The sequence below is a fragment of the Pedobacter polysacchareus genome, assembly GCF_019802255.1.
GTDB classification, from domain to species: domain Bacteria; phylum Bacteroidota; class Bacteroidia; order Sphingobacteriales; family Sphingobacteriaceae; genus Pedobacter; species Pedobacter polysacchareus.
This window is the reverse complement of the sequence record NZ_JAHYSS010000007.1, coordinates 284,475-310,787: the sequence shown is the minus strand read 5'-3', so window position 1 is coordinate 310,787 and position 26,313 is coordinate 284,475. Positions and strand designations below refer to the sequence as shown.

The following is a 26,313-nucleotide window of genomic DNA, read 5'->3' as shown; positions in this document are numbered from 1 at the left end:
AGTATAGATATCTTGATGTCTAATTATGCGCTTTAAAGTACTTTTGATTAGGTGTATTGAGCTATTTATATCAAGATATCTTGTGGTTTTATCCTGCAGCACTTGTTTCTTTAGCTCTGTTATCTCCATTGGGCGATCAATAAGTCTGTCGCTTTGTAGGGCTAAAAACATATCCCCGCAGCTGAAGATATTTTAAGTCGAGAAATTCACATAATATTTGCAACTTTATCGCTGTAAAAATGCCGTCGGCGTATTTTTGCTAAGTCACTATTTATAGCAAAAAGTTTGAACATAGAATATTTCATAGCAAGGCGTATAGCCATCAAATCTGAGCGTACTTTTTCGAAGCTGATCGTTCGCATTGCAATTGCAGGCGTAATGCTCAGTTTGGCGGTCATGATGCTTTCTGTAGCCATCATTAAAGGTTTTAAAACGGAAATTCAGGAGAAGGTAAGGGGCTACATCGGTGATGTGCGCATTTTCAAGTTCGACCTGAACAATTCCTTTGAGCAGACGCCCTTTGTTCCGGGAGTGGAAACCCTCCAGCATTTAAAGGCAAATCCAAATGTGGCCTTTTATCAGGCTTATGCGACAAAACCGGCCATCATCTCTGTAAATGATGAGGTGGAAGGAATCAATTTTAAAGGCGTCGATAAAACTTTCAACTGGAATTATATCAAAAGTCATTTGGTAAGCGGAAAGGTGATTAATTTTGCGGATAGTGCACAGGCGATGAAAGAGATTATGATCTCTCAGTTTACGGCAAACCGGCTGAAACTTAAAGCCGGTGATGACTTTATCATGTACTTTGTACAGGATCCGCCAAGAAACCGGAAGTTTAAGATTGTAGGAATCTATGCTGTTGGGGTAGAGGAAATCGATAAAGGATTTGTGTTGGGGGATCTCAATGTGATTCGCCGATTGAACAACTGGAGCCCTAACGAGATTGGCGGACTGGAGATCAGAATTAAAGATTTTTCTAAATTAAAGGAAGTATCCACTGGTATTTATGAGAATCTGGAGGTCAACCTCAGGTCGGAATCTGTAGCTGAATTTTTTCCGGCCATCTTTACCTGGCTGTCTTTATTAGATGTAAATACCAGGGTTTTGCTCATTCTGATGATGATTGTAGGGGTGATCAATATGATTACTGCACTGCTGATCATGATTCTCGAACGTACCAATATGATCGGTATGCTGAAAGCTTTTGGAATGACAGATTATAGTGTGATCAAAATTTTCCTTTACAATGCGGTATATCTTGTTGGGATAGGCTTGTTTTTAGGGAATATCCTTGGCTTAGGACTGGGGTTTATTCAGAAATATACTCATGTGTTTAAATTGGATCAGGGTTCTTATTATTTATCTTACGTGCCTGTAGAACTTCATTTTTTAGATGTACTGGTTTTAAATATTGGAATCGTAGTGATCTGTTTTGTAGTTCTGATAATTCCTTCTTTGTTGGTCAGCAAAATATCTCCGCTAAAAGCAATTCGATTTAAATAATATAATGAATGTTTGGTACTTTGTGTGCCGCAAAAATATAGTTTTGTAAGGTCCTTTTATGCCTTATAAATAGAGGAAATTGAAATATGAAAGCAACAGTAAAAGAGAAAAAATCTAGCGTTTTTAGTCTGTTGAAGCCCTATCGTGGAATGATCTACCTATTGATCTTCCTCGCTTTGCTGAGTAATGGGGTGAACTTGTTGCTGCCAAAACTGATTGCAAATGGGATTGATGCGTATACGGCTGGTACTTTTCTGATCAAGCCGGTACTGATCGAGTTTTCAGGAGCAATTGTGTTGATCTTTATTTTTACCTATTTACAAAGTGTGGTGCAGACTTACGCTTCGGAAAAGGTGGCAAGAGACCTGAGAAGGCAGCTTTCCGATCAGATTTCCCGCCAAAGTCATGCTTACATAGAAAAGGCAAATCCCTCAAAATTATTGACTAACCTGACCGCAGATGTAGATGCAATCAAGTCTTTTGTAGCACAGGCGATTGTTTCCATTGCTTCCTCCATCTTTCTGATTGTAGGCGCCAGTATCTTGCTGCTGGGTTTAAACTGGCGATTGGCATTAGCGGTAATCGCTATTGTCCCCATTATTGGAACCGCTTTTTATCTGGTATTGAGTAAGGTTAAACCTTTATTTAAAAAGAGTAGAGAGGTGATCGATTGGCTAAATAAGGTGATCAACGAAAGTATTTTGGGCGCCGCATTGATTCGTGTGATCAATTCTCAGCAATTGGAATATAGTAAGTTTTTATCCGCCAATGCGCAAGCCAGAGACCTTGGATTGGCCATTTTGAAGCTATTCGCCGGTTTAATTCCGCTGATTATATTTGTCGCCAATATGGCCGGCCTAACGATTTTGGCATTGGGTGGTCATTTTGTGATCCAGGGGACCATGTCATTAGGAGAATTTGCCGCTTTTAACAGTTACCTGAGCTTACTGATTTTTCCGATTTTAGTGATCGGTTTCATGAGTAACGTCATTGCCCAGGCCACCACTTCTTATAAACGTATTGAAGGGGTATTGAATTTAAAGGAAAGCCCGGCAGAAGGGAAAATTACGGAACTATTGGCCGGGGCAATTACCTTAAAAGAGGTATCGGTGTCTTATGGTCAGAAGCCAGCTTTAAAAAACATCTCCTTTTCCTTGGAAGCAGGTTCTAAAACGGCAATTATCGGGCCTACTGCTGCAGGAAAGTCACAACTGCTTTATATCCTGACCGGATTAATTTTGCCAGATAGCGGCGAAGTCTTATTTGATGGCCATGACATTAAAGATTATAACCCGGAAGCTTTTCATCGGCAGGTCGGTTTCGTATTCCAGGATAGCATTATATTTAATATGAGTATCCGTGAAAATATTGCCTTTAGTGATACAGTAACAGATCAGTCTTTAGAAAAAGCAATCGCCACCGCAGAATTGCATGACTTTATTACCTCTTTACCAGATCAATTGAATACGATTGTTTCTGAGCGGGGATCTAACCTGTCTGGCGGACAAAAACAACGCATCATGCTGGCAAGGGCACTGGCCGTTAATCCTAAGGTTTTATTGTTAGACGATTTTACTTCCCGCGTGGATCACCATACCGAAAAGAGAATATTGGAAAACGTGCAGCAGAATTATCCGGGCATTACTTTATTGTCGGTCACACAAAAAATTGCCGCAGTCGCACATTATGATAAGGTAATTGTGCTGATGCAAGGTGAAATCGTGGCACAGGGTAAACATGAGGATCTGATGAAAACCAGTCCGGAGTATGTTCAAATTTTTAACTCACAACAGAGTACCAGCAATTATGAATTACAGCCTTAACCAGAATAGTGGCCAGGAAGAAAAACAGTCTACTTTTCAGGCCTTAAAAAAACTGATTCAATTGATTTCTGAGGAGAAGAAAAACCTGTGGATTGCCTCAGGGATTATCCTTTTGAACTCTGGTTTACTTTTATTGGGGCCACTATTAATCGGACATACCATTGATGCCTATATCCGCACTAAAGATTATCATGGTGTTCTTGTCTTTTCAGGAATCATATTTGGTATGTATCTACTGGCTTTCTGTACGGGATATTTTCAGACAAAACTAATGGGCGGGGTGGGGCAGCGTATGCTGTACACCTTGAGGAATGCGGTTTTTAATAAGCTTCAGGAGCTTCCTGTAGCCTTTTTTAATGAGAATAAGGCTGGAGATCTGATTTCCAGGGTGAACAATGATACGGATAAGATCAATCAGTTCTTTTCTCAGTCGCTGATGCAGTTTATTGGCAGTATCGTGACGATGACTGGTGCCGGTATTTTCTTATTGATGATCAATTTTGAGCTGGGTGCTGCGGCCCTGGTTCCAGCATTGCTAATCCTGATTTTTACCGCGCTGGTATCCCCATGGGTGAAAAGAAGAAATGCTTCCAATCTGAAAAGTGTTGGTGGTCTGAGTGCCGAAATTCAGGAAAGTCTGAATAATTTTAAAGTGATCATTGCCTTCAACAGAAGAGATTATTTCCGGAAAAGATTTGATGAGGCAAATCGCCACAATTATAAAACAGCCATAGGGGCAGGGCTGGCCAATAATATTTTAATGCCTGTTTATGGATTGTTTTCGAGCATGGCACAGTTGATTGTGCTGCTGTTTGGAATTTACCTGATCTCTGAAGGACAGTTTACGATCGGACTCTTGGTCAGTTATTTTTCTTATGCTACCAATTTCTATAATCCATTGAGACAGTTGGCCGCGTTATGGGCAAATTTCCAGGTTGCCATGGCAGGATGGGATCGGATTTCTCAAATCTTATCCATGAAAAATGATTTGCAGCAGCTCAAAGAGCTCAAAGAAAGCTCAGAAACTGCTAATGCTTTGCTGGAATTCAGAAATGTTCATTTCTCTTATACCAGCGGCAAAGAGATTTTGCACGACATCAGCTTTAGTCTGGAGAAAGGAAAAACTTACGCCCTGATTGGCCCTACAGGTGGCGGGAAAACAACTACCGCATCCTTGATTGCGCGTTTATACGATGCCACGGAAGGAACAGTTTTATTGAACGGTAAAGACATTCGTTCTTATTCCCATGAAGAGCGGGCCGCTAAAATTGGCTTCATTTTGCAGGAACCTTTTTTGTTTACAGGGACGGTGAGGGATAATATTTTATATGGCAATGACCGATATAAAAATTACAGCAATGAACAGCTGGAAGAGGCGATCAGGGAAGCGAATCTGGATGCTTTATTGGCCATTTTTGAAGATGGACTGGATACGGCAGTGACTTCTGGTTCTGATAACATTAGCCTGGGACAAAAGCAGCTGATTGCCTTTATGAGAGCGGTTTTAAGAAACCCAGAATTGTTGATCCTGGATGAGGCGACTGCTAATATTGATACAATTACGGAGCAGTTACTCAGCGCTATCCTAAAAAAACTACCTAAAGAAACGACCCTGGTGATCATCGCACACCGTTTAAATACCATCGAAAATGCAGATGAGATCTTCTTTGTGAACTCTGGAGAAGTGACGCGCGCTGGTACACTTGACCATGCGATGGATCTTTTGTTGAAGGGTAAACGGAAGAGTTAAAAGCTTAGAAAAGATACTGAAGTCGGGCAGTATTGTCCGACTTCAGTAGGATAGGGTTACCGGTTGTGGTAACAATGACTGTATTTGCTGTGCAGTTGAGCCTTTTCCTAATATCCTTTTTCCTGTAATTTCTTGGTGAATTCTTCTCCTAATTTCATTCCCCATTGCTGGCCAGCCTGCATAGAATCCTGCATGATAAAAGGTGTTTTTTCAGCAAGTTTTTTGCCGGAAGGAGTATGGTAAAATGCTGTGATTGCTTTTAGGTCGGCTTCAGTCAGGTTTTTTTGATAGATTGGCAGTAACAGGTCAAATAACTCATCCTGAGCTGATTTAAGGAAAGTAGCTTCAAAATCTTGCCAGACGGATTCAGGAACATCGTTTTTTTGTGATTTCAGCATTTTTATAGTCTGTACAATGGCAACTTTGTAAGTTGCAGCGGAGCCAGAAGCATCCATCATCTCTTTTAGACTGGTTTTATAGGAATTACTGTCCTGTCCGAAGGAAATCATAGTACTGCTAAGTAGTAAGGCAGTTACAAAAAAGAGCCTTTTCAGGGTATTGGATATGTTTTTCATGCTTCAAATTAAAGAGAATAATCCGAGATTTCTACTATAATGTTTCCCGAATTATAAAAGGCTACAGTCCTCAATTAAATATTACGTAAATTTGCGGAATAATAATATTAATAGAGAAACTGTGTCATTAGAGAAATTAAAACTAAGCAAGCAACTGGTAACGGCAATGACTGATGCCGGATATATATCTGCGAAAGAGATTCAGGCAAAAACAATGTCAAGAATTCTTGGCGGACAGGATATCATCGCTGTTGGTCCTGAAGGTTCAGGAAAAACGACGAACTATGTGCTTGGGGTTCTAATGCGCCTGAAATACAGCACAGATGAAGCGCCAAAAGTGCTGATCCTTGTTCCTTCAAAGGAAAAGGTATTAGAGGTGATTGAGGAATTTGAGAAATTAAATAAAAATAAAAACCTCCGTATTATGGGTTTATACGGAAACGGAGGGACAGAGCAGGATGTACTGGATCTGGTAGATGGGGTGGATATTGTGGTGGCTTTGCCAACCAGAGCACGTGCTATTTATCTGAAACTAGGTTTAAACCTGAGTAAATTGCAGATGTTTATCGTAGACGATGCGGAAGTCATAGTGAAACAAGGGATGCAGCTTCCGGTTTGTGAATTGGCAAGAAGTGCAGGTAAATGCCAGCATTTAGTCTTTACTACCGTTGTTCATGAAAAACTGAATTATATGATTGATCAGTTCCTGCATTTCCCAACTACTTTAGAGGTGGAAGATCTAGGCGAAAATCAGGCAAGCACTCATGAACTGATTTTATATCCTGTTCCTAATCATAAGACCAAAGTGAATTTACTCAATATGTTATTGAGAGATGATGAGGTATTTGATAAGGTGGTTGTTTTTGTAAACACACGTTTAACGGCTCAGAAACTGGGTAAAAGCCTGCATTCTGCAAGGCCGGGTGATGTATCTGTATTGAATCCTTTGTTCTTTGATGATGAGAATGGATTTGATCATATCGAGGATTTTAAAGAAATTCCTGAAGCCAGGATCTTAATCGTTGCCAATGAAGGAACGGCTAATCTGGATCTTTCTGGAATTCCTTTCCTCTTCCATTTCGAAGTTCCTGAGCAAAAAGAAACTTTCCTCAGCAGAATTCTGAAAAATGGTGATGAAGAGGTAGTTGCAATTACATTTGCGACAGATATGGAGCTGGTGGAAGTGAAGAAGATTGAGCAGTCTATCGGTAAGAAGTTAACAGTGATGGATTTACCAGAAGGATTGGTGATTGATAAAGTTGCCAAAACCGGTGGTCTTGATAAAAGCAGGATTGTTAAAGAGAAGAATGTTGCCCCTACTGGTGGCGGCGCTTTCCATGACAAGAAAGAAAGCAATACTAAGGATTATAATTATGGTATCGGCCAGAAGGCAAAGATGACCATGAAAAAGAAACACGGCTAAAATCCGTAGCTGATCAGCGCATCGGCTGTCAACAATAAAGCCCTTAGTTCATTTGAATTAAGGGCTTTATTGTTTAAACTTTTTTGGCTTCATTCCAATAAACATCCATTTCGGCAAGGGTCATATCTTGCAAAGCTTTACCATTTTCTTTGGCTTTACTTTCCAGGTACTGGAACCTTTTGATGAACTTCTTATTGGTTTTTTCCAATGCATTTTCTGGATTGATATTAATGAAACGCGCATAATTGATCAATGAGAATAACAGATCTCCAAACTCTTCTTCTGCTTTTTCTACATCTATGGCCTCATTGTCTTTAGTATTGTATTCGTCTTTAAACTCCTGAAGTTCTTCTTCGACTTTTTCCCATACCTGAGTTTTATCATCCCAGTCGAAACCTACACCTCTGGCTTTTTCCTGAATGCGACTGGCTTTAACCAGGGAAGGTAAACCTGCAGGAACACCTGCCAACACAGATTTGTTACCTTCTTTAAGTTTAATCTGCTCCCAATTGCGTTTTACATCATGTTCATCTTTCACTTCTACATCACCATAAATGTGCGGGTGGCGATTGATCAGTTTATCACAAACGCTGTTTAGTACATCAACAATTGTAAAATCATTAGTTTCGGACGCGATTCTGGCATAAAATACCAGGTGCATCATCACATCACCAAGTTCTTTTTTTACTTCATCGAGGTCGCCTTCCAGGATGGCATCCGATAATTCGTAAGTCTCTTCAATAGTGAGGTGACGAAGGGTTTCCATCGTTTGTTTTTTATCCCATGGACAGTCGGTACGGAGGGTATCTAATACGGTTAACAACCTTTGGAATGCGGTTGCCGGATCGGCAGCCGTTATTGGGGCGATATGATTGGGCATTGTGTTGTGTTTTATTTAATGACGTTAAAGGTAATCATCATTGTGGTTAAAAAAAGAACGACAAGACCCGATAAGAAGATAATGTCTGCCGCTTTTTCCAGTCGACGGCTATCGCCAAAGGATTTTCCCATGGAAATGAAGGAGAGCATACAGCTGGCCATAAATAGTACAATGGCCAGTGCGGTAGTCTCATCAATCAAAGTTACATCCTGCATTTTGGAGACCTTAATCGATGTGAGTACGATAAAACAAAGCCCTAAAAGGTTGGCAGAGGTATTTAAAATATGCGGTGAACGGCTCTCTCTCATGGTTAACTGTCCTACGTTATGACTATTCTTGTTCTTCTAATTTGATGTTTTTACTGAGGCGGTAAACCTTTCTTTTCTTATTCGGCTTATGTTCTCCACCAAGCAGAATTCCCCATGGTTTTAGCGTATCAATACGGTCGAAAATGATCTTGAGCATGGCCAGATAAGGGATACATAAAAACATCCCGGAGATGCCCCATACCATTTCCCCAACCACAATTCCGATAAAGGCAAAAAGTGCATTGATCTTTACTTTAGAACCTACTACTAATGGCATTAACACGTTTCCATCTATGGCATGAACAGCGATAAAGGCAATGATGACCAGTAATACCTTGGCGGCACCTGCAGTGGCAAAAGTGATCAGCACACTGATCACCAGCGCGCTAAAGATCCCGATATAAGGGATGATGTTAAATATTCCGGTGATTAAGCCTAATAAAACAGCATATTTCACGCCTAATATCCAAAGTACCAGCATCATTAAACTGGTTACGATGAACATCTGCAGGAAGAGTCCGGTGATGTATTTCTTGATGATGTATTGTATTTGTCTTACGATTTCACTTACTTTTTCCGTATGCTGTTCTTCAAATACTGAGGTTAAAAAGCTGAACAATACCCTTCTGTAGTTTAATAAGAAGAAGGTAAATAGCAATAGGAAAAAGAGAAATAATAAAGAAGTGGAAAGCGTAAGCAGGGTAGCGCCCACAAATACGGCACTGGTAGACAATACTTTTGAGGCTCCTTCTTTCACGTATTCAATCTGTTTTTGGGCATTCACGCCAAAACTGGAAGAGATCCAATGCTGTAGTTCATGGAAAGAGGTCTCTCCCTGTTGTTTCAGTAAAGGCCAGTCTTGCCAGAGGTCTGTCAGCTGGTTGGCCAGGAAAAACAAAATACTGCAAATCACGGCGATCATCAGGACTACAGAAATGATGGAGGCCATACTTCTTTTTAGTCTGCATTTCTGTTCCAGAAAGTTGGCCAGTGGCAATAGTAAAATAGCCAGTAAAAATGAAGTGAGTAGCGGAGCAAGGATTGTTCGGCCTAGTATGGCCAGGTATCCTAGAGAAATAATTGAGAACAGCACTATCGCTAATTTTGTATTGAATGGTTGACTGGAACTGTTCTTCATATCTGATGAGGTGTTAGACAGGCGTAATTTAATAATTTACACATAAAGACAAATGCCCTGCCAAATTTTATTCAGCAAGGCATTTATAAACATGTCTTATCATTTTTACAAGTACCGGAAGATTATTGCCAATTACTTGCCTCGTCTAAGATGGCAATATCTTCCATATTCAATTTCAGCATTGCTGCTTTTTTGAGGTCTTCCAACTGTGAAAGGCTCGTCACACTAGCAATTGGAGCTGTTATAGAAGGGCGGGCAATCAGCCAAGCTAAGGACACGCTTGCCGGTGTGGCATTGTATTGTTCGGATACTTCATCTAGTGCTTTCAGTATTTTAAAACCTCGGTCGTTCAGGTATTTTTGAATGCCGGCACCCCGCTGACTTTTATTTAAGTCGGTTGCTGTACGATATTTTCCGGTTAAGAAACCACTGGCTAAAGCATAATAATTGATCACTGCGAGCTGGTGGTCTATGGCTACCTGCTCTAGATCCCTTTCATATCCTTCACGGGAATATAGATTATACTCTGGCTGGAAGGTTTGATACTTCGGTAGACTCAATTTTTGAGCAGTTTCCAGTGCTTCTTTTAGACGTGCTCCAGTATAGTTAGAGGCGCCAATCCAACGGATTTTTCCTACTTTGATCAGCTCGTCGTAAGCTTCTAATGTTTCAGCGATGGGCGTATTTGGATCGTCATAATGACTTTGATAAAGGTCTATATAATCTGTTTTAAGTCTTTTCAGGGAAGCATCTACGCCTTCCAGAATGGTTTTTTTAGAAAGAGATTTCCCATGCCCCATATCTCCGCCCACTTTAGTTGCAATGATGACCTCATTCCGGTTTTTTCTTTGCTGCATCCAGTTACCGATAATCGTTTCAGATTCGCCTCCAGAGTTGCCCGGCTTCCATCGGGAATACACATCTGCAGTATCGATGAAGTTGAAACCGGCTCCGGTGAAGCCATCTAATATTTCAAAGGATTTCGCCTCGTCTATGGTCCAGCCAAAAACATTCCCGCCAAAAGTGATCGGGTATACAAATAAATCGGAGTTGCCTAATTTTCTTTTTTCCATTGCCAGCTATCTGTTGTTCTAATTATTTCTTGAACGTCTTTAATAATTTTAAAGGGCGTATCTATTTAACAACAAAGCAGCGCTAATTGTTGTACCATCAAAAATTGAGTCCTTGAAAATGACATTAATTGCAGGAAAATCAGTTTAAAAGAGGAAGGATTTGATTAAAGCAGGGGACTACAGCTTGGTTCCCCTCAGCATTTCTCTTTTTCCAGGTGCTCCAGGTAGTTTTTCAATGGTAAAGCCATTACTTTTTAGGGCACGTTTTAATTTCCCTGTGATGGCATAAGTGACAAATGTTCCGCCTGATTTCAGGAAGCTGCAGGTATGTGCAATGATTTCATCGGACCACATTTCCGGCTGATGCTGTACGGAAAAGGCATCGTAGTAAACCAGGTCAAATGCAGCAGGGCTTTGAAATTGATCCAGTGTAATGTGCGGGATGCTGAGCTCCTGGCCTGGCCATAGGATTACTGGTGTTTTTAGTGCGTTTAAGTAATTGTTTTCTAGACTATTCCAGATGTTTTCAGGAACATAGTGCTGGTAACCGGTGGATTTTAAGGCTTCCAATTCCAAGGGAAAAGCCTCCAATCCGGTATATTTAAGTTCCAAATTGTTGGCTGCCGCATATTCCAGTGTCAGCAAAAAATTTAGTCCGGTACCAAATCCAATTTCCAGGATGGAGATTTCCTGTTGATTGACAGCTACGTGTTTTAATCCGGCATCAATAAACACATGTTTACTTTCTTGTAAAGCACCATGTTTGGAGTGGTAATGTTCGCCAATCGTTTCATTAAATAAGGTATTGGAGCCGTCGGCAGTTAAAGTTATGATGTTCATTTTTAGAGGTGAGCCCTAAGCTTAATAGATGAACCGCAAGATAAGAAAAAAGCGCGGCCTTCCTAAATAAGAAGGCCGCGCTTTAGCTTAAAGGCAGATTTGGATTACCACATCTTAATTCTGTCTTCTGGTTTTTTGTATAATTTATCACCAGGTTTAACATCAAAAGCTTTGTACCAGGCATCCATATTTACTGGTGCACCGATGGTTCTGTATGGACCTGGAGAGTGTGGATCTGTTTTGATCAGCTGTGCTGCAGTTTCGTCCAGGATATTGCCTCTCCATACCTGAGCCCAGGATAAGAAGAAGCGTTGATCAGGAGTAAATCCATCAATTTTATCTTCCGACTGCCCTTGTTTGGTCATTTTAAATGCAGTGTATGCTGCGTTTAAACCACCAAGGTCACCGATGTTTTCTCCCATAGTCAGTTTACCAATTACATGAATGGTATCTAAAACGGTATAGGCATCAAACTGTTCGCCAAGAGCCTTAGTTTTTGCTTCAAATTTAACTTTGTCTTCCGGTGTCCACCAGTTGCGTAAGTTTCCGTCTTTGTCATATTGACTTCCGGAATCATCAAATCCATGAGACATCTCATGACCAATCACTGCACCGATACCACCATAGTTTACGGCATCATCAGCATTAGGATCGAAGAATGGGAATTGTAGAATTCCGGCAGGGAACACAATTTCATTCATGGTAGGACTATAATAAGCATTCACAGTAGGAGGAGTCATACCGAAACGGGTACGGTCTACCGGTTTGCCCAGTTGAGTTACCATTTCATTATATCCCCATGCACCTGCGTTACGTAAGTTTTGAAGGTAAGTAGTACGGGTGATTGTTAAGCCTTCATAATCTTTCCATTTATCTGGGTAACCGATTTTAGGAACAAAGGCGTTTAATTTTTCCAATGCTTTTCCTTTGGTCACATCACTCATCCAGTCCAGGTTATTGATTCTGATCTCAAAAGCTTTTCTAAGGTTCGCAATTAATTCTGTCATGCGGACTTTAGCATCTGGCTTAAAATATTGCGCCACGTATAATTGTCCAAGTAATTCGCCAATGGTACCATCAGTCAGCTGCGACATGCGCTGCCATCTTGGGGTTTGTACTTTCTGACCAGTTTGTGCTTGTGTAAAGGCAAAGGAAGCATTTACAAATGGGCTGCTCAGGTTAGAAGCGGATGATTTCAAGACATTCCATTCCAGGTAAGTTTTCCAGTCGGCTACAGGAACCGTTTTTAACATTCCGTCCAGGCTGACAAAGAATTTCGGCGAAGAGACCAGGATTGTATCCTGACCGGTTACTTTAAATTTAGGAAGCATCGTTACCCAGTTCAATTGAGGGGTAGTTTTGCTAAAGTCTGTTACTGTAAATTTATTATAGGTTTTATGTGGATCACGCATTTCCACTCTTGCCATTTGTGCTTCTGCCAATTGTTTTTCAATGGCCATCACGGTAGCGGCTTTTTTCTTAGCTTCAGCAGGGCTATTTCCAGTTAAAGTAAACAGGGTAGTCATATACTTATCATAAGCTTCTCTGATTTTTACACTTCTGCTATCGTCTTTCAGGTAATAATCACGGTCAGGTAAGGTAGTTCCTCCCTGGCCCAGCTGTGCCATGTACTTGTTTACATTTTTTCTGTCCTGGCCAACATAAAAACTGAACATTGGTGCAGCCAGTCCGGTAGTTCTGAGGTAAGCAGCATGATCTAAAATTCCTTGCAGATCTTTGATTTGCTTGATTTTTTCCAGGTCAGCTTTTATCGGTGTATAGCCTAATTTTTCGATGGTTACACTGTCCATTGCCGCCGCATAAAAATCACCTACACGTCTTTTTACAGAGCCAGCAGGGGCTGATTTGTCGGCTGCAGCGCCTTCTACCAAGCCTTTTACAGCGTTGATGTTAAAGTCGCGAAGGGCATTGAAGCTTCCCCATCGTGTTTCTTTAGCGGGAACAGGGTTGTTTTTGATCCAGTTGCCACTGGCATACTGGTAGAAATCATCACCTGGTTTCAGGGTAAGATCCATATTTGCAGGATCAATAAATTTCATCTGCGATTGCGCGTTTGCAGTGTAGCTTGCAGCCACGATCCCCAAAGCAGCAAAATAGCTTTTCAGTTTAGTAGTCATAATAGTTAGTTAATAGTAGATAGACGCAGCCCTTTTGATCCAAACGGAAATGTAGGCTATGCTAACGGAGGATCAATGTAGCAAATCCCTGGAAACAAATAATATATCTATTAAAAATATTACTTATTGAACCAGTAATATAGCTTGGTTAAGCCGAGTTTTCTAAAAATGACCCCTGTAAATAGAACTATCTTAATCGCTTTCATAACTTGGGTTTTTATATCTATTTAACATATTTTAACACAATTTATTGTGTGGTGTTATGAAAATTATGATATAAGCTTCGGCAAGCTGTGAAATTATCCTTGTTTTTTAATGCGCTGACGCTGACCGATATATAGGCCTAGTACGACTAGGAATGTCCCGCAGACGGTATACCAGGTGATCGGTTCATTCATCAGCCACCAGGCATAAAAGAAACCAAATAAAGGACATAGGAATAGCCATAAAGAGGCTTTTACTGTATCCAGTTTCAGCAGGAAAAACCAGCAGATCAATCCGATTACAGAAACGGCAAGACTCAGCCACAATACAGCATACCAAAAGGTAGCATCGGGTTGAAAGGATTGAAAATCACCAAATATAGCGGTTACAGGGAGCAAGAATAGTCCGCCAAGGGTAACTTGCCATCCATTGATCAACAGATTTGGTAAGGTCCAGGTCACCCTTGCATAATAGACACTTGCGAAAGAAACGACCACCATACTCAGCATGAGCAGTCCGATGCCCATCAAACTCGTACTTTGATTACCTAATAAAGGGTAGGTAGCAAAAGCGATCCCGGTCATCCCGAGTACAATACTTAATATTTCTGCTCCTGAAGGTCTTCTGCCGATCAGCCAGGAAGAAAATAAAACAATCAGTAAGGGATTAGTAGATACGGCTAAACTGCCAATCCCGGCAGCAGTAAACTTCATGGCGTAAACGTACAGGCCTAAATACACCGCGGTATTGAGGAAGCCAAAAATGGCCAGCTGTTTCCATTCAATAGCATTAGGCAGGCGATAGATTTTATCCTTACTGATGCCGTAGCAATAGCCGAGTAAAACAATTCCTGCCAGGAAAAAGCGAACATTGGCAAGGATCAGCGGGGGGGCAGAGCGTACACCAAACTTTGTAGCCACAGAGGCAGATGCCCAAAGCATGGAGAATAATACTCCAATACCGATTGTCTTTATAGTCCCTTTTGTCATTTCGTTTTAAACCTAAGAAAATTGCTGATTTTATGGAAGTTTTAAACCTTAAGAAGGTGATAAAAAGCGCTAAGAATTGATAAATTAAGTGATCAGCTGTTTTTATGTACAAGAACTTAATAAAAACTTAACGATAAAGGGGGGAACTCTACTTTTCTATTCCTTTACTTTTGTAATTAATTTATATATTGGATCACCAAATATAACACCACCTAAGACCTCCATTTATTGAAACAGCTTACAGACCTGGCTTTGCTGGCCTTATTGAGAGAAGACAATGATGACGCGTTTAATGAAATTTATTCACGCTATTGGGATGTGGTGTACGCGATTGCCTGCAAGAAACTGAACAATAGAGAGGAGGCAAAAGATGTGGTTCATGATTTGTTTATGGTGATCTGGGTAAAGCGCCATACTTTAAAAATTACGACCACTTTTATTGGATTTATCTATACCATCTTAAAAAATAAGCTGAGCGATCTCCATCGCCGGCAAACCTTACGCATCAAACATGATGTGGAATATTTAAAGATTACCGAAGAAACAGAAAATTCTCTTTTTGAACAATACACCACAAAGGAGATGGCCGGCCAGTTGAGTCTGGAAATCCAGAACTTGCCCGTTGGTATGCGTAAAGTTTTTCAAATGAGCAGAGAAGAAGAACTTTCTGTGAATGAGATAGCCGGAAAATTATCTATTTCTTCTCAAACGGTAAAAAATCAAATTACCAGCGCACTGAAAAGACTTCGCATAAAATGCCAATTGTATTAAAATTGGATAAAAAAGTATTTATTTACCCTAGTCCTTTTGTTTAAGTTAGTTATGTATTTAGTATACGAAAAGACAACAAAAAAAGCGCTTTTAAGGAGTGGTATTTTCGGATGCTTCCCCAATTGATGTCCTAAATTATTTAATGAAAATGCAGGTCAATAATGACTTGTACAACGTGAACTCAAATTAAATGAATTATGAGGTGCAACAACCTACGATTAACTTTTTTGGCCATGTTAACGCTCGTCCTGGCCGGAAGCTGTAAAAAGAAAACAATGGAAGACCTGGTTCCAGGTTCCGAAAAATTAAAAGCGAATCAGCTGGCTGTAGCGGCGGCTGGTGCAGCAGAGGTCACCATCAACTGGGAGCAAACTTATCAGCGTATTGATGGGTTTGGCGCTTTTGGCGGACGTATCGTGCCATTTTTTGAATCTCCAAAAAGAGATAGTATTATGTCTTATTTATGGGGGAATTCAGGTTTGCAGCTAAACATGGTGCGGGGAAAAGTCCTGCATACCTACCCTTTTAACAAGCAAACGGGAGTAGTAACCATCAAGCCTGCGGGGGTAGATATAGACGTAGATGTCAACAGCACGAGCTATACTTCGCTTACCGCAGTTCAAAAGGAACATTTAGGACAGTTATGGATTTTGAAAAAGATTAAAGAACGTTATCAGGTGCCCATTACTTTTGCCAGTACCTGGACACCTCCTTTGTCTATGAAAACAAATCCGAACGTAGAAAGTGCAAAGTGGTTTAATGGATTGAACTTCAGTACCAGTTCCAGCGATTTTGCAAAGTACCTGGCTGGATTTGCGAAATCTTACCAAAATGAAGGTGTTAATTTCTATGCAATTTCTCCTTCCAATGAACCTGAAAATGTGTTCTCAGACTGGGATGCTTCTTATTGGAATTCGGCACATCTTGGACAATTTGTGACCAATAACTTAAGACCGGCACTAAATCAGGCAGGTTTGAGTACCACCAAAATCCTTTCTTCTGAAAATGCGGCCTGGGGGACTGCGAATACTTTTCTTTCGGGAATGGACAGGAGTAATGTAGATATTCTTGCCGGACATGGTTATGTAGAGGTTGGAGAATTAATCGGTGGAAAGCGGGGCTTAAATCAGAGTCCGGTGACCTGGAATTACGCTACTGCAAATAAACCGGTATGGATGACAGAAACTTCTGACGATAGCGGAAGCTATGACAATACCATTGTTGGTGGACTAAAGCTGGCAACCAGCATGCATAAGTTCTTAGCAGAATGTAATGTCAACGCTTTTGTGTATTGGCTGGGCATGCTGGCAATCCGTAACAATGAATCCCTGATCTGTACAAACAGTGATGGTTCCCTGGATTTTCCAAAAACCTACGATGTAATGGGGCAGTTTTCCAGATATATCCACGCCGGTTACTACAGGTTTGGCAGTACTGTAGCAAACAATTCTGTGTTAAAGGTTTCTGCTTATAAAGATCCGAATACAGGGAAATTCAGTTTAGTAGTGATCAATCCTGGTACGGATGCGATCAGCACCACCTTACGCTTACAAGGTTTTTCTGCTGGAACATTGTTGAGTTTCCAGACTTCAGGAGGTAATACGGCACATTGGCAGCAAGGAAGTACTTTAAGTGCAGCTGCAGATGGCAGTTTTACGATCAGTGTTCCTGCTCAGAGTGTGACCACTTTTACCGGTCAAAAAAATTAAACAATAGGCAGCAGCTGTAGGATAGGATAGAATAGAGCTGCTGCCTATTTTCAAAAAAAATAATTTTCTCCTAGTACCTCTTTCTACCTCGTTCGTTATGTATTTAGTATATGAACGAAAAAGACAAAAACGACCTGTATAAAGAATTCGGAATCAATGATCCTTCCGGTGTATTTAAGGGTGAAAATGATAAAGAGGCCATACGTCAGGAAATCCTGGGACGTTTACAGGCTACCAAACAAATCCAGCAGCAACAGCAGCATAGCGTCAGGCTGAAAAGAAAGAAAGCAATGCTGAGTATGGCTGCAGCAATTAGTTTCCTAATGCTTTCAGCAGGCTTGCTATTTTTCTATTCCAATAATAACAATTACATCACGGTAACCGTTCCAAAAGGAGAGACCCGACAATTGGTCTTGCCAGATGGCTCTACGGTATGGTTAAATTCTGCCAGTACTTTTAAATACCCTAAAAAATTCGGAAAGAAAAGATTGGTCTATCTGGTAGATGGAGAGGGGTTTTTTAACATCGTTCATGATGAAAAGGTTCCTTTTGTAGTAGAAGCTTCAGGAATTAAGACCAATGTGCTGGGAACCTCATTCGTGGTAAAATCTTATCAGGCATTGTCTACAAGAAGTGTGGCCGTAGTCACCGGGAAGGTGGCTGTAACAGATGAACACGATCAAACCAGTGTGCTAATCAAAAATGAAGAGGTGGTTTACAACACAGATCACCGGAAACCGAAAGTATTAAAAGTAAAAGCAACTGAGCGCATGGCATGGCATGATGGCAATGTGATCCTGAATGCCGCTTATTTTGAAGACCTCGTGCTTGCCATAGAAAACACTTATCAGGTAAAGATCAAATATGATCAGCAGAAATTCAAAAATTGTCAGAACAGCATTCGCTTTAACACCCATCAAAGCTTAACCGAGGTATTAGACCTCATCAAGGAAATACAAGGAATTACTTACCAAATTAATAAAGAAAAGGAGGTGCTTATAACAGGTAGTGGATGTAACTAATCGGTCAATAGTATTAAAAAAAGAAGATCAGTATCTGTTAGAGCAGATACTGATCAGAAAGTACAGCATTTGGGTAACTCTTCGAAAAATTCTCCAGATGGCCGTGCTATGTTTCAATGAAATTTTAAAACGAATAAAAATATGAAAAAAAACATTACTACACTAATTCTTAAGATGATGAGAGTAGGATTAATAGTGTTTGCCACATTGCTGACTACCGCCGGAACCTTATTTGCGGAAACGGTATTTAGTCAGCGGCTAAAAAATGTTAAGGTGAGTGTTCACCTAAAAGGCGAATCCTTAGAAAAAGCAATAGAAAAAATCAGCAAAAGCAGCAATCTGGATTTTTCTTACAATAATAATGAGCTGAGAAAAGTGAAAGGAATCATGATGGATGTATCCGGTAAGCCCTTAAATGAGGTATTGCTGGAGCTGTTACATGGCACTCCTTTTTCTTATCGGGAGTCCGAAAATAATGTCGTGATCTTTAGAAGACGTGATCAGGATGCCTTGCCAGTTTTATCCTGGGTAAATGAAGCAATTTTGATCAAGGGGATGGTGACCGACGAAAAGGGGTTGCCTATTCCAGGAGTTTCAGTTCGCATCATGGGAACGCCAAAAACGGCGACCACTGATGTAAATGGTAACTACCAGATTGAAGCAGGTTCACCGGCAGATGTATTGGTGTTCAGCTATGTTGGTCTGACCGAGCAAAAAATCGTGATTGGGACGCGTAAACAGATCAATGTGATTTTACAAGACGACCAGAAATTCCTGAATGAGGTAGTTGTAGTTGGTTATGGTACACAGAAAAAAGTAAATCTGAGTGGTGCGGTAGACGGAGTTTCGGGTAAGGAAATCGCCAATAGGCCGATTACCAGTGTTGGTGCAGGTTTGCAGGGATTAATTCCCAATCTGAACATCACCATTTCCAGCGGACAGGTGAACAAAGCGCCTAAATTTAACATCCGTGGTTTTACTTCCCTAAATGGTGGTTCTCCCTATATTTTAGTGGATAACGTACCTTTTACGAATGAGGAACTGATGGCTTTAAATCCTGCAGACATTGAGAATGTAACGGTATTGAAAGATGCGGCATCGGCAGCGATCTATGGTGCAAGAGGTGCTTTCGGCGTGATCTTAATTACGACTAAATCAGCACAGAGTACCGATTTGAAGATTAGCGCTAATACGTATTATGCCATCAGACAACTAGGCAAAGTACCGGAAGTGGTGACTGATCCGTTGACCGTAATGGAGTATAAACATGATGCCGCTTATCCTTTGTATAACTTATTCCCGGAAAGCGATAGGGAGTATGCCAGGAAACTTGCTGCAGATCCTTCTTTACCATCAGTTATTGTTTCCCCAACAGATAAAAATGCCTGGATGTATTATGGCAGTACAAACTGGATGGACGAAGTTTATCATCAATCTGCGCCGACTTATAATGCCAATGTGAACATCTCGAAAAAAGATGATAAACTAAGCTATTATATGTCGACAGAATATTTTAGAAACGAAGGGATGTTTAAGTATGGAAACGATACTTACGATCGTTACAACCTTCGCGCTAAAGCAGATTACAATTTATCGAAATGGCTGACCATAGGAAATAATACTTCCTTTATGACCAGTACCTATGATGAGCCTTCCTATAATGGGGAGGGATTCTTTCACAATGTAAACAGACAAAGTTCGCTGGATGTGCCTACCAATCCGGACGGCAGCTGGACTTCTACCGGAGCCGCTTTATTGGGGAAAATGCAAAGTGGCGGTCGCAGAGTAACCAGAGGAAATAGCTTTCAGACCACTTTTACCGCAAAAGCTTCCCTGCTGAAAGACATCTGGGAGTTAAAAGCAGATGCAACAGTTAGAAAAATAGATAGTGCTGGAAGATCCTATGACCTCCCTATTCCTTATAAAACAGGACCAAATTCGGCGATTAGTTATAGCGGCGATCCAGCAGGATCGGCAAGGAATGTAGATAGGCACATCAGACACAATATTTACAATATCTATACCGATTTCCATAAAACTTTTAATGAAAAACATTACCTGCAGGTTCTTGCTGGTTTTAATCAGGAAACCAGAAACTGGAACTACAGTTCGGTATCTCGAAAAGGTTTAATCAGTGCCACCTTGCCTTCCATTAACCTGGCAACCGGGGCATTTGAAGCAGAAGAAAGTATTGAAGATTGGGCGGTTAGAGGTTGGTTCTATCGCTTCAACTATATTTTCGACAACAAGTATATTGTGGAATTAAATGGCCGTTATGACGGTACTTCCCGTTTTCCTGCTGATGATCGATGGGGCTTTTTCCCTTCTGCCTCTGTGGCATGGGTAGCCAGCAATGAAAAATTCTTTAAACCGGTGGCGGAAAAGCTAAAAATCGACTTGCTGAAATTCCGCGCTTCATACGGTGCATTGGGTAATCAGGATGTGAGCGCTTATTATTACATCCCAACTATGAAACCAGGTCCTATCGGGCAGATTCTGGACGGAAGTAAACCGACTACCGTAAATCCTCCAGGGGCAGTAGCCAATAGTTTAACCTGGGAAAGGATTTCTACCCTGAACTTTGGTGTGGATGTGAGCTTGCTTAAAAACAGATTAGACCTGAATTTTGATCGTTATACCAGGTATACCAAAGGAATGCTAACCAAAGGTAAGGTCTTGCCTGGTCCTTTTGGAACCGTAGAACCCAAAGTAAATGCGGCTGATTTGAAAACTAAAGGATGGGAATTGAGAATCGGATGGAAAGATGGTTTTATGGTCAACAACAGCCAGCTGTACTATAACATTGGCTTTAATGTCGGCGATAGCCGTAGTTTTATTACCAAGTTTGACAACCCTAGCGGACAGATTGGTAGAGATGAATTTGGTAACGAAAGATACTATGTAGGTAAAGAACTCGGAGAAATCTGGGGACTGGAAACAGAAGGGTTTTTCCAATCTAAAGAAGAAATTGCGAACCATGCCAACCAAAGTGCAGTAGGTGCTGATGATACCGGATACCTGTTTGATGTAGGTGATTTAAAGTTTAAAGACCTGAATGGTGATGGTAAAATCGACAAAGGTGACAATACACTTGCGAACCATGGAGATCAAAAAATTATTGGAAATACCACGGCCAGATACCAATATGGAATAGATCTGGGTGCAGGATGGAAAGGTTTTGATATCCGGATGTTCTTCCAGGGTGTCGGTAAAAGAGACTGGTATCCTAATGCAAGTAACCATTATTTCTGGGGTGTGTACGCGCAGCCATGGACCAATGTGCAGGCACACAACCTGGATCACTGGACTCCGGAAACTCCAAATGCCTATTTCCCGCGCGTAAAAGCTTATATCGCGGAAGATGAGTCAGAATTGGGAAATCCACAAACAAGATACCTGCAGGATGCTTCTTACCTGAGGTTGAAAAATCTAACGCTTGGTTATACGCTTCCTAAATCTTTAACGACAAAAATGAAGATGGACAAGCTTAGGGTGTACTTCAGTGCAGAAAACCTATTTGATGTTTCACACATCAAAGCCAGGTTAGACCCTGAAGGATTGGACGGAAAAATCTATCCTTTCCAAAAAACATACTCCCTTGGTTTAAACCTTAATTTTTAACGCAAGACCTCATGAAACTAAAAACAACTTATATCCTTGCATTAGGATTGACGACGATAGGGATGACGGCCTGCAAGAAAGATTTCCTGCAGAGAAACCCGCAAACCGAAATTACTGAAGGTGTATTCTTTCAATCACCAGCAGATTTAGAAACTTATAGCAATGGTTTTTACCAACAGATTGAACCAAGTTATTCTGATATTAATTCAGACAATATCTCAAATTATAATGCCAATGGAGAGGTCGATTTATTAGTCCGAGGAGGATTATCTGCCGCCAATGTGGGCGGTTGGGGAAAAGACGATTGGGAAGATTTAAGAAGAGTTAATTTTATGCTGGATCATATTGGTCAGGCTAAAGGTGATCCAGTATTGATCAAACATTATGTGGGGATTGCACGCTTTTTTCGCGCAATGTTTTACTTCGATAAAATAAAAAAGTATAGTAATGTACCTTGGTATGGCCATGTTTTGTCTGAAAATGATCCTGAATTGTACAAAGGACAAGACCCAAGAGCATTGGTGGTGGATTCTGTATTGAACGATCTGAATTATGCAGCAACGAATATCAAAATTGATGCAAAAGGAAAAGATACGAAAACCAGGGTCACAAAATGGACGGCACTGGCTTTATTGTCTCGTTTTGCTTTACATGAAGGAACATTCAGAAAGTATCATGATGAACTTGGATTGACCAGCGATTATCAGCGTTTTTTAAATATTGCAGTATCGGCTTCCGACAAAATCATGAAAGAAGGTGGTTTTGAATTGGTGAGTACTGGAAATGGTGCGGCAGATTATAGGTCCCTATTTTCAAGCCCTACACTATCCGGCAACAAAGAAATGATCATGTGGGCAGATTATAACAGAGAATTGGGGGTAGGAAATAATACCCATACCGTTCTTGATTATACCTGGTCGCTGAGCAGAAGTCTTGCAGATACCTATTTGAAAACAGATGGAACTCCTTTTACTTCCAGTCCGGGGTATCATACCAAGGTTTATACGGAAGTATTTAAGGACCGTGATCCGAGGATGGCGGAAACGATTATTAACCCTGCATTCAGAGGATTCAATACACTTAATGAGCCTTATGTGATCAAAGCAACCTTAGGTGGATACAATCAAATCAAGTTTTACCCTCGTGATCCGGCACTCAGACAAGGATGGCAGGCAAATTATACTGGATTGCCAGTTTTTAGGTATGCGGAGATATTGCTGATCAATGCAGAAGCAAAAGCGGAATTAGGAAGTATCAGTCAGGGAGATCTTGATCAGACTATTAACCGATTGCGCAGCCGTGTACAAATGCCCCCTTTGAATATGGGGGTAGCTGTAGATCCTGTTCTGGCTGCAATGTATCCAAATGTAAGCAGCGCGGTATTGCTGGAAATACGTCGGGAAAGAAGGGTAGAGACTGCTTGTGAAGGCTTCCGTTTTAGTGATTTAATGCGTTGGAAATCGGGTAATTTATTTCAGGACAGTCAGCAGGGAATGTATGTTCCTGCATTGGGTGCCATGGATGTTACCGGCGACGGGAAACCTGATATTGCCATTCTGCCTAATCCTGATGATGAATCTTCGATTGCTAGTATTCCTGCGGAAGAAAGAGCAAAATTGTCTAAATTTTACCTGAAAGATAAAGCTGGAAAAGATCAGAATTTCTACCTGAGCAATGGTAATTATGGCTTTATTGCCTTTACCAGAGACAGAGATCAACCAAGGAATTTTATTAGCCCGAAATATTATTACCGACCAATCCCAGTAGGAGAAGTGGTCGCTAACCCTCAGCTCAAACAAGTTTTTGGCTGGTAAATTAAGTAGAAAAAGGTGTTTTAGACCTGTTATTTAATGCCCCTATACAGCAGCAGGTTTAAATACCTGCTGCTTTTTTAATGTGGTATCAAGTGAATATAGATATAATAATATATTGATATCATGATATATGTATGAGGTCTAGATAAACCAGCAATTGACCGGGTCATATAAGATATGATCAATTGATTAATTAATGAACCACACACAATTACCATAAACACTAAATGAAACCCTAATGAGATTAATTTTTACAGTAGCTTTTGCACTCCTGGCCAATGCCTCGGGAGCACAATATAAAGGGAAGGTTTTCCTGGATGAGAATAAGAATAAAACCTGGGATGCAGGCGAAAAAGGTATGAAAGGTGTTTCCGTATCGGATGGACAAAATGTCTTAAAAACAGATATGAACGGCAATTTTTCTTTACCAGGACATGCAAAAAACCGGTTTATATTTGTCACCGTTCCTGCCGGGTATAAACTGAGCGCAAAACATTACCTTAAAATAGAAGAAAAGGTAGCAGCTTATAACTTCGGTCTGCTTCCAGACCCTACCAGTGCAGGTTCTTCGGTGAAGATGCTGCAAATTACCGATACAGAAACCGACAAATACAACGACTGGATTACCAATCTGAAAAACTTCTCGAAAAATCAGGATGTTAGCTTTATCGTGCATACGGGAGATATATGTTATGAAAAAGGCCTTAATTTTCATGCAAACCAGGTAACTCCAGAAGCTTTGGGAAAACAGATCTTTTACTGTATTGGAAACCATGACCTGGTAAAAGGTGCCTACGGCGAAGAACTTTTTGAAAGTCTTTTTGGTCCGGTTTATTATTCCTTCGATGCTGGTCCGGCACATTTTATTGTGACGCCAATGCGCTCCGGCGACGTGCAGCCTTCTTATACGGTTGATGAGGTGATCAGCTGGATGAAAAACGACCTTGCTGCCACTGATAAAAATAAACCGGTGATCATTTTTAACCATGATTTGTTGACCTATAATGATCAGTTTGTATTGAAAGGGAAAAATGACTCTATCAACCTGAATGAAAACAATTTGAAAGCCTGGGTTTACGGTCACTGGCACAATAATTTTGTGAGGAAAAGTGATCAAACCGGGATTCAATATGTGTCTTCTGCCGCGCCAAGTATGGGAGGAATAGACAACTCCGCGGGACAGTTTTTATCCATAGAGATTGATAAGAATGGAGTAAAAGAAATCAAGCCTCATTACACTTATTTACAGGATCATTTGGTGGTAAACAGCCCTAATGGTTCAGATATGGTATTGGTGAAAGATGGTAATTTGATGATTTCTGCGAACATTTACGATACTGAAAATGCGGTGAAATCTGCCAAAAGTATTATCTATGATGAAAAAGGAAATCAGATTGCAGTCGCAGCTTTAACTGCAAACACAGATTGGAGCTGGTATGGAAAGGTGCCTGCTGCAAAAATGATTAAAGGGAAGTCTTATACGATTCAAACCGAAGTGACTTACGATGGCGGCAGGGTGCATATCGAAAAACAAGCTTTTATTTTACCGGTAAATGCAAGTACCGCGATGTCTGCAAACTCAGGATTACAGTCTGCTGCTCTAACAGGAAATACAGAATTTGGTCAGGGAAAAGCGACTGCTTTAGCCTTGAAATGGGTAAACAATATCAAAGGGAATATATGGAAAGGCAGTCCTTTGCTTGCCGAAGGTAAATTATTTGTCGCCACTATTGATGATGCAAATAACCTGCAATGTGGCATCACCGCTTTAGATCCGGTAACAGGCAAAATCCTATGGCATTATAAAACGCGTAATTCTATAAAACATGCGCTTGCCTATGAAAAAGGGATAATTTTAGGAACAGATATGGAAGGATTTACCTATGCCTTAAAACCTGATAATGGAGGATTGATCTGGAAAAAGGACTTGGGAATGAAAACTCTTCCTGGTTATATATCTGGTGGTATTGCCGACAAAGGTATTTACTATACTGGTTCAGGGGCTTATTTGCAGGCTTTAGAAGTGGCTACCGGAAAAACAATCTGGATCAATAAAGATTGGAATGGCGGGGAAGGAACACCCGAAAAAATGACAATGGCCGGAGAGGTTTTGATCACTGGAAGTAACTGGCAAAGCTTATTTGGCCATGACCGTAAAACGGGGAAATTGCTTTGGAAAAGAAGTGATGAAGGTCTTCGTTTTAGAAGTAGCACAGGAATGTATAAAGGAGGTAAAGTATACATTACAGGCTTGAATGCCATATTTATCCTGGATCCTTTAACAGGAAAAAACATAGATAAGATTGAGGGGACCTACGACTTTAAAGTAATGGCAACTCCTTTAATCACAGATCAGCATTTGATTATGCCAACTTCTACAAATGGTGTTGTTGCTTACAATTTGAAAACATTAAAAGAAGTATGGAATAGGCCTACCGGTGATGCTTTGGTTTATTCAGCACCTTATACTGGCCCTGGAGCCGCCACTGTAGAAAGTACCGTAGTTAAATATGGAAAAGATTTGTTGTTTGCCGCTTCTGATGGTCACTTATATGTGATCAATGAGAACTCAGGAGAAGTATTACAAAAATTAAACCTGGGGGCACCAGTATTTGCCGATCCTACACTCAATGGAAAACAGCTTTTTCTGGCAGATTTTGCAGGTAATGTGTATGGTTTCGAAATAAAATAGCTTACGTTGCAATGTTGTTGCAGTTTACCAGGGATAC

At 40.7% G+C, this 26,313-nt stretch carries 18 protein-coding genes; 10 read left to right on the top strand and 8 right to left on the bottom strand.

Going from position 1 to position 26,313, the window contains the following annotated elements; translation table 11 throughout:
* Positions 1-285: 285 nt before the first annotated feature.
* The 3 genes from K7X70_RS21680 (at position 286) to K7X70_RS21670 (ending at position 5,079) form a co-directional block, all read left to right on the top strand.
* Entirely contained in the window at positions 286-1,506 is a 1,221-nt protein-coding gene (locus tag K7X70_RS21680; RefSeq protein ID WP_222539006.1) for an ABC transporter permease, read from the top strand.
* A gap of 86 nt (positions 1,507-1,592) precedes the next feature.
* Positions 1,593-3,329, top strand: a complete 1,737-nt coding sequence (locus K7X70_RS21675) for an ABC transporter ATP-binding protein (RefSeq protein ID WP_222539005.1) — start codon at positions 1,593-1,595, stop codon at positions 3,327-3,329.
* Positions 3,274-5,079: an ABC transporter ATP-binding protein gene (locus tag K7X70_RS21670; protein WP_255607546.1), complete on the top strand. Its 1,806-nt coding sequence runs from the start codon at positions 3,274-3,276 to the stop codon at positions 5,077-5,079. Before K7X70_RS21675 ends, K7X70_RS21670 begins: the two co-directional genes overlap by 56 nt.
* Before the next feature lie 107 nt (positions 5,080-5,186).
* Here K7X70_RS21670 and K7X70_RS21665 read toward each other — a convergent pair whose 3' ends face one another.
* Entirely contained in the window at positions 5,187-5,654 is a 468-nt protein-coding gene (locus K7X70_RS21665) for a DUF2059 domain-containing protein (RefSeq protein WP_255607544.1), read from the bottom strand.
* 121 nt (positions 5,655-5,775) lie between these two features.
* On the opposite strand from K7X70_RS21665, the gene K7X70_RS21660 reads away from it, so the two are divergent.
* Positions 5,776-7,077: a DEAD/DEAH box helicase gene (locus K7X70_RS21660; protein ID WP_368388878.1), complete on the top strand. Its 1,302-nt coding sequence runs from the start codon at positions 5,776-5,778 to the stop codon at positions 7,075-7,077.
* A gap of 73 nt (positions 7,078-7,150) precedes the next feature.
* On the opposite strand, the gene mazG is transcribed toward K7X70_RS21660, so the two are convergent.
* From mazG to K7X70_RS21625, 7 genes are all read right to left on the bottom strand, one after another.
* On the bottom strand, positions 7,151-7,957 hold the full coding sequence (gene mazG, locus K7X70_RS21655; RefSeq protein WP_222539004.1) for a nucleoside triphosphate pyrophosphohydrolase: 807 nt from the start codon (positions 7,955-7,957) through the stop codon (positions 7,151-7,153).
* Positions 7,958-7,968: 11 nt separating this feature from the next.
* On the bottom strand, positions 7,969-8,265 hold the full coding sequence (locus K7X70_RS21650; RefSeq protein WP_222539003.1) for a hypothetical protein: 297 nt from the start codon (positions 8,263-8,265) through the stop codon (positions 7,969-7,971).
* A gap of 22 nt (positions 8,266-8,287) precedes the next feature.
* Positions 8,288-9,403, bottom strand: coding sequence for an AI-2E family transporter (locus tag K7X70_RS21645; protein ID WP_222539002.1), 1,116 nt, complete (start codon positions 9,401-9,403; stop codon positions 8,288-8,290).
* A gap of 122 nt (positions 9,404-9,525) precedes the next feature.
* Complete coding sequence (locus K7X70_RS21640) at positions 9,526-10,476, bottom strand: aldo/keto reductase (RefSeq protein WP_222539001.1); 951 nt, start codon at positions 10,474-10,476, stop codon at positions 9,526-9,528.
* Positions 10,477-10,653: 177 nt separating this feature from the next.
* The gene (gene mnmC2 / locus K7X70_RS21635; protein ID WP_222539000.1) at positions 10,654-11,316 is read right to left on the bottom strand and encodes a tRNA (5-methylaminomethyl-2-thiouridine)(34)-methyltransferase MnmC2; all 663 of its coding nucleotides are present in this window, start codon (positions 11,314-11,316) and stop codon (positions 10,654-10,656) included.
* A 104-nt stretch (positions 11,317-11,420) separates the two neighbouring features.
* Positions 11,421-13,454 (bottom strand): M13 family metallopeptidase, encoded by a 2,034-nt coding sequence (locus tag K7X70_RS21630; RefSeq protein ID WP_222538999.1) that lies wholly within the window; start codon positions 13,452-13,454, stop codon positions 11,421-11,423.
* A 299-nt stretch (positions 13,455-13,753) separates the two neighbouring features.
* Complete coding sequence (locus K7X70_RS21625; protein ID WP_255607540.1) at positions 13,754-14,647, bottom strand: DMT family transporter; 894 nt, start codon at positions 14,645-14,647, stop codon at positions 13,754-13,756.
* 228 nt (positions 14,648-14,875) lie between these two features.
* Here K7X70_RS21625 and K7X70_RS21620 point away from each other — a divergent pair, with 228 nt between their 5' ends.
* From K7X70_RS21620 to K7X70_RS21595, 6 genes are all read left to right on the top strand, one after another.
* On the top strand, positions 14,876-15,418 hold the full coding sequence (locus K7X70_RS21620) for an RNA polymerase sigma factor (protein ID WP_222538998.1): 543 nt from the start codon (positions 14,876-14,878) through the stop codon (positions 15,416-15,418).
* Between the two features lie 233 nt (positions 15,419-15,651).
* Positions 15,652-17,127, top strand: coding sequence for a glycoside hydrolase (locus tag K7X70_RS21615; protein ID WP_255607537.1), 1,476 nt, complete (start codon positions 15,652-15,654; stop codon positions 17,125-17,127).
* 110 nt (positions 17,128-17,237) lie between these two features.
* Complete coding sequence (locus K7X70_RS21610) at positions 17,238-18,149, top strand: FecR family protein (protein ID WP_222538996.1); 912 nt, start codon at positions 17,238-17,240, stop codon at positions 18,147-18,149.
* Between the two features lie 141 nt (positions 18,150-18,290).
* A complete protein-coding gene (locus tag K7X70_RS21605) occupies positions 18,291-21,770 on the top strand; it encodes a TonB-dependent receptor (RefSeq protein ID WP_222538995.1) in 3,480 nt (1,159 codons plus the stop codon).
* An 11-nt stretch (positions 21,771-21,781) separates the two neighbouring features.
* On the top strand, positions 21,782-23,584 hold the full coding sequence (locus K7X70_RS21600) for a RagB/SusD family nutrient uptake outer membrane protein (protein WP_222538994.1): 1,803 nt from the start codon (positions 21,782-21,784) through the stop codon (positions 23,582-23,584).
* Between the two features lie 238 nt (positions 23,585-23,822).
* A complete protein-coding gene (locus K7X70_RS21595; RefSeq protein ID WP_222538993.1) occupies positions 23,823-26,276 on the top strand; it encodes an outer membrane protein assembly factor BamB family protein in 2,454 nt (817 codons plus the stop codon).
* Positions 26,277-26,313 lie beyond the last annotated feature (37 nt).

Coding starts and splice junctions, on each gene's coding strand:
- K7X70_RS21675 (WP_222539005.1), top strand. CDS start 1,593: ATGAAAGCAACAGTAAAAGAGAAAAAATCTAGCGTTTTTAGTCTGTTG.
- K7X70_RS21670 (WP_255607546.1), top strand. CDS start 3,274: ATGTTCAAATTTTTAACTCACAACAGAGTACCAGCAATTATGAATTAC.
- K7X70_RS21665 (WP_255607544.1), bottom strand. CDS start 5,654: ATGAAAAACATATCCAATACCCTGAAAAGGCTCTTTTTTGTAACTGCC.
- mazG (WP_222539004.1), bottom strand. CDS start 7,957: ATGCCCAATCATATCGCCCCAATAACGGCTGCCGATCCGGCAACCGCA.
- K7X70_RS21650 (WP_222539003.1), bottom strand. CDS start 8,265: ATGAGAGAGAGCCGTTCACCGCATATTTTAAATACCTCTGCCAACCTT.
- K7X70_RS21645 (WP_222539002.1), bottom strand. CDS start 9,403: ATGAAGAACAGTTCCAGTCAACCATTCAATACAAAATTAGCGATAGTG.
- K7X70_RS21640 (WP_222539001.1), bottom strand. CDS start 10,476: ATGGAAAAAAGAAAATTAGGCAACTCCGATTTATTTGTATACCCGATC.
- mnmC2 (WP_222539000.1), bottom strand. CDS start 11,316: ATGAACATCATAACTTTAACTGCCGACGGCTCCAATACCTTATTTAAT.
- K7X70_RS21630 (WP_222538999.1), bottom strand. CDS start 13,454: ATGACTACTAAACTGAAAAGCTATTTTGCTGCTTTGGGGATCGTGGCT.
- K7X70_RS21625 (WP_255607540.1), bottom strand. CDS start 14,647: ATGACAAAAGGGACTATAAAGACAATCGGTATTGGAGTATTATTCTCC.
- K7X70_RS21615 (WP_255607537.1), top strand. CDS start 15,652: ATGTTAACGCTCGTCCTGGCCGGAAGCTGTAAAAAGAAAACAATGGAA.
- K7X70_RS21610 (WP_222538996.1), top strand. CDS start 17,238: ATGAACGAAAAAGACAAAAACGACCTGTATAAAGAATTCGGAATCAAT.
- K7X70_RS21605 (WP_222538995.1), top strand. CDS start 18,291: ATGAAAAAAAACATTACTACACTAATTCTTAAGATGATGAGAGTAGGA.
- K7X70_RS21600 (WP_222538994.1), top strand. CDS start 21,782: ATGAAACTAAAAACAACTTATATCCTTGCATTAGGATTGACGACGATA.
- K7X70_RS21595 (WP_222538993.1), top strand. CDS start 23,823: ATGAGATTAATTTTTACAGTAGCTTTTGCACTCCTGGCCAATGCCTCG.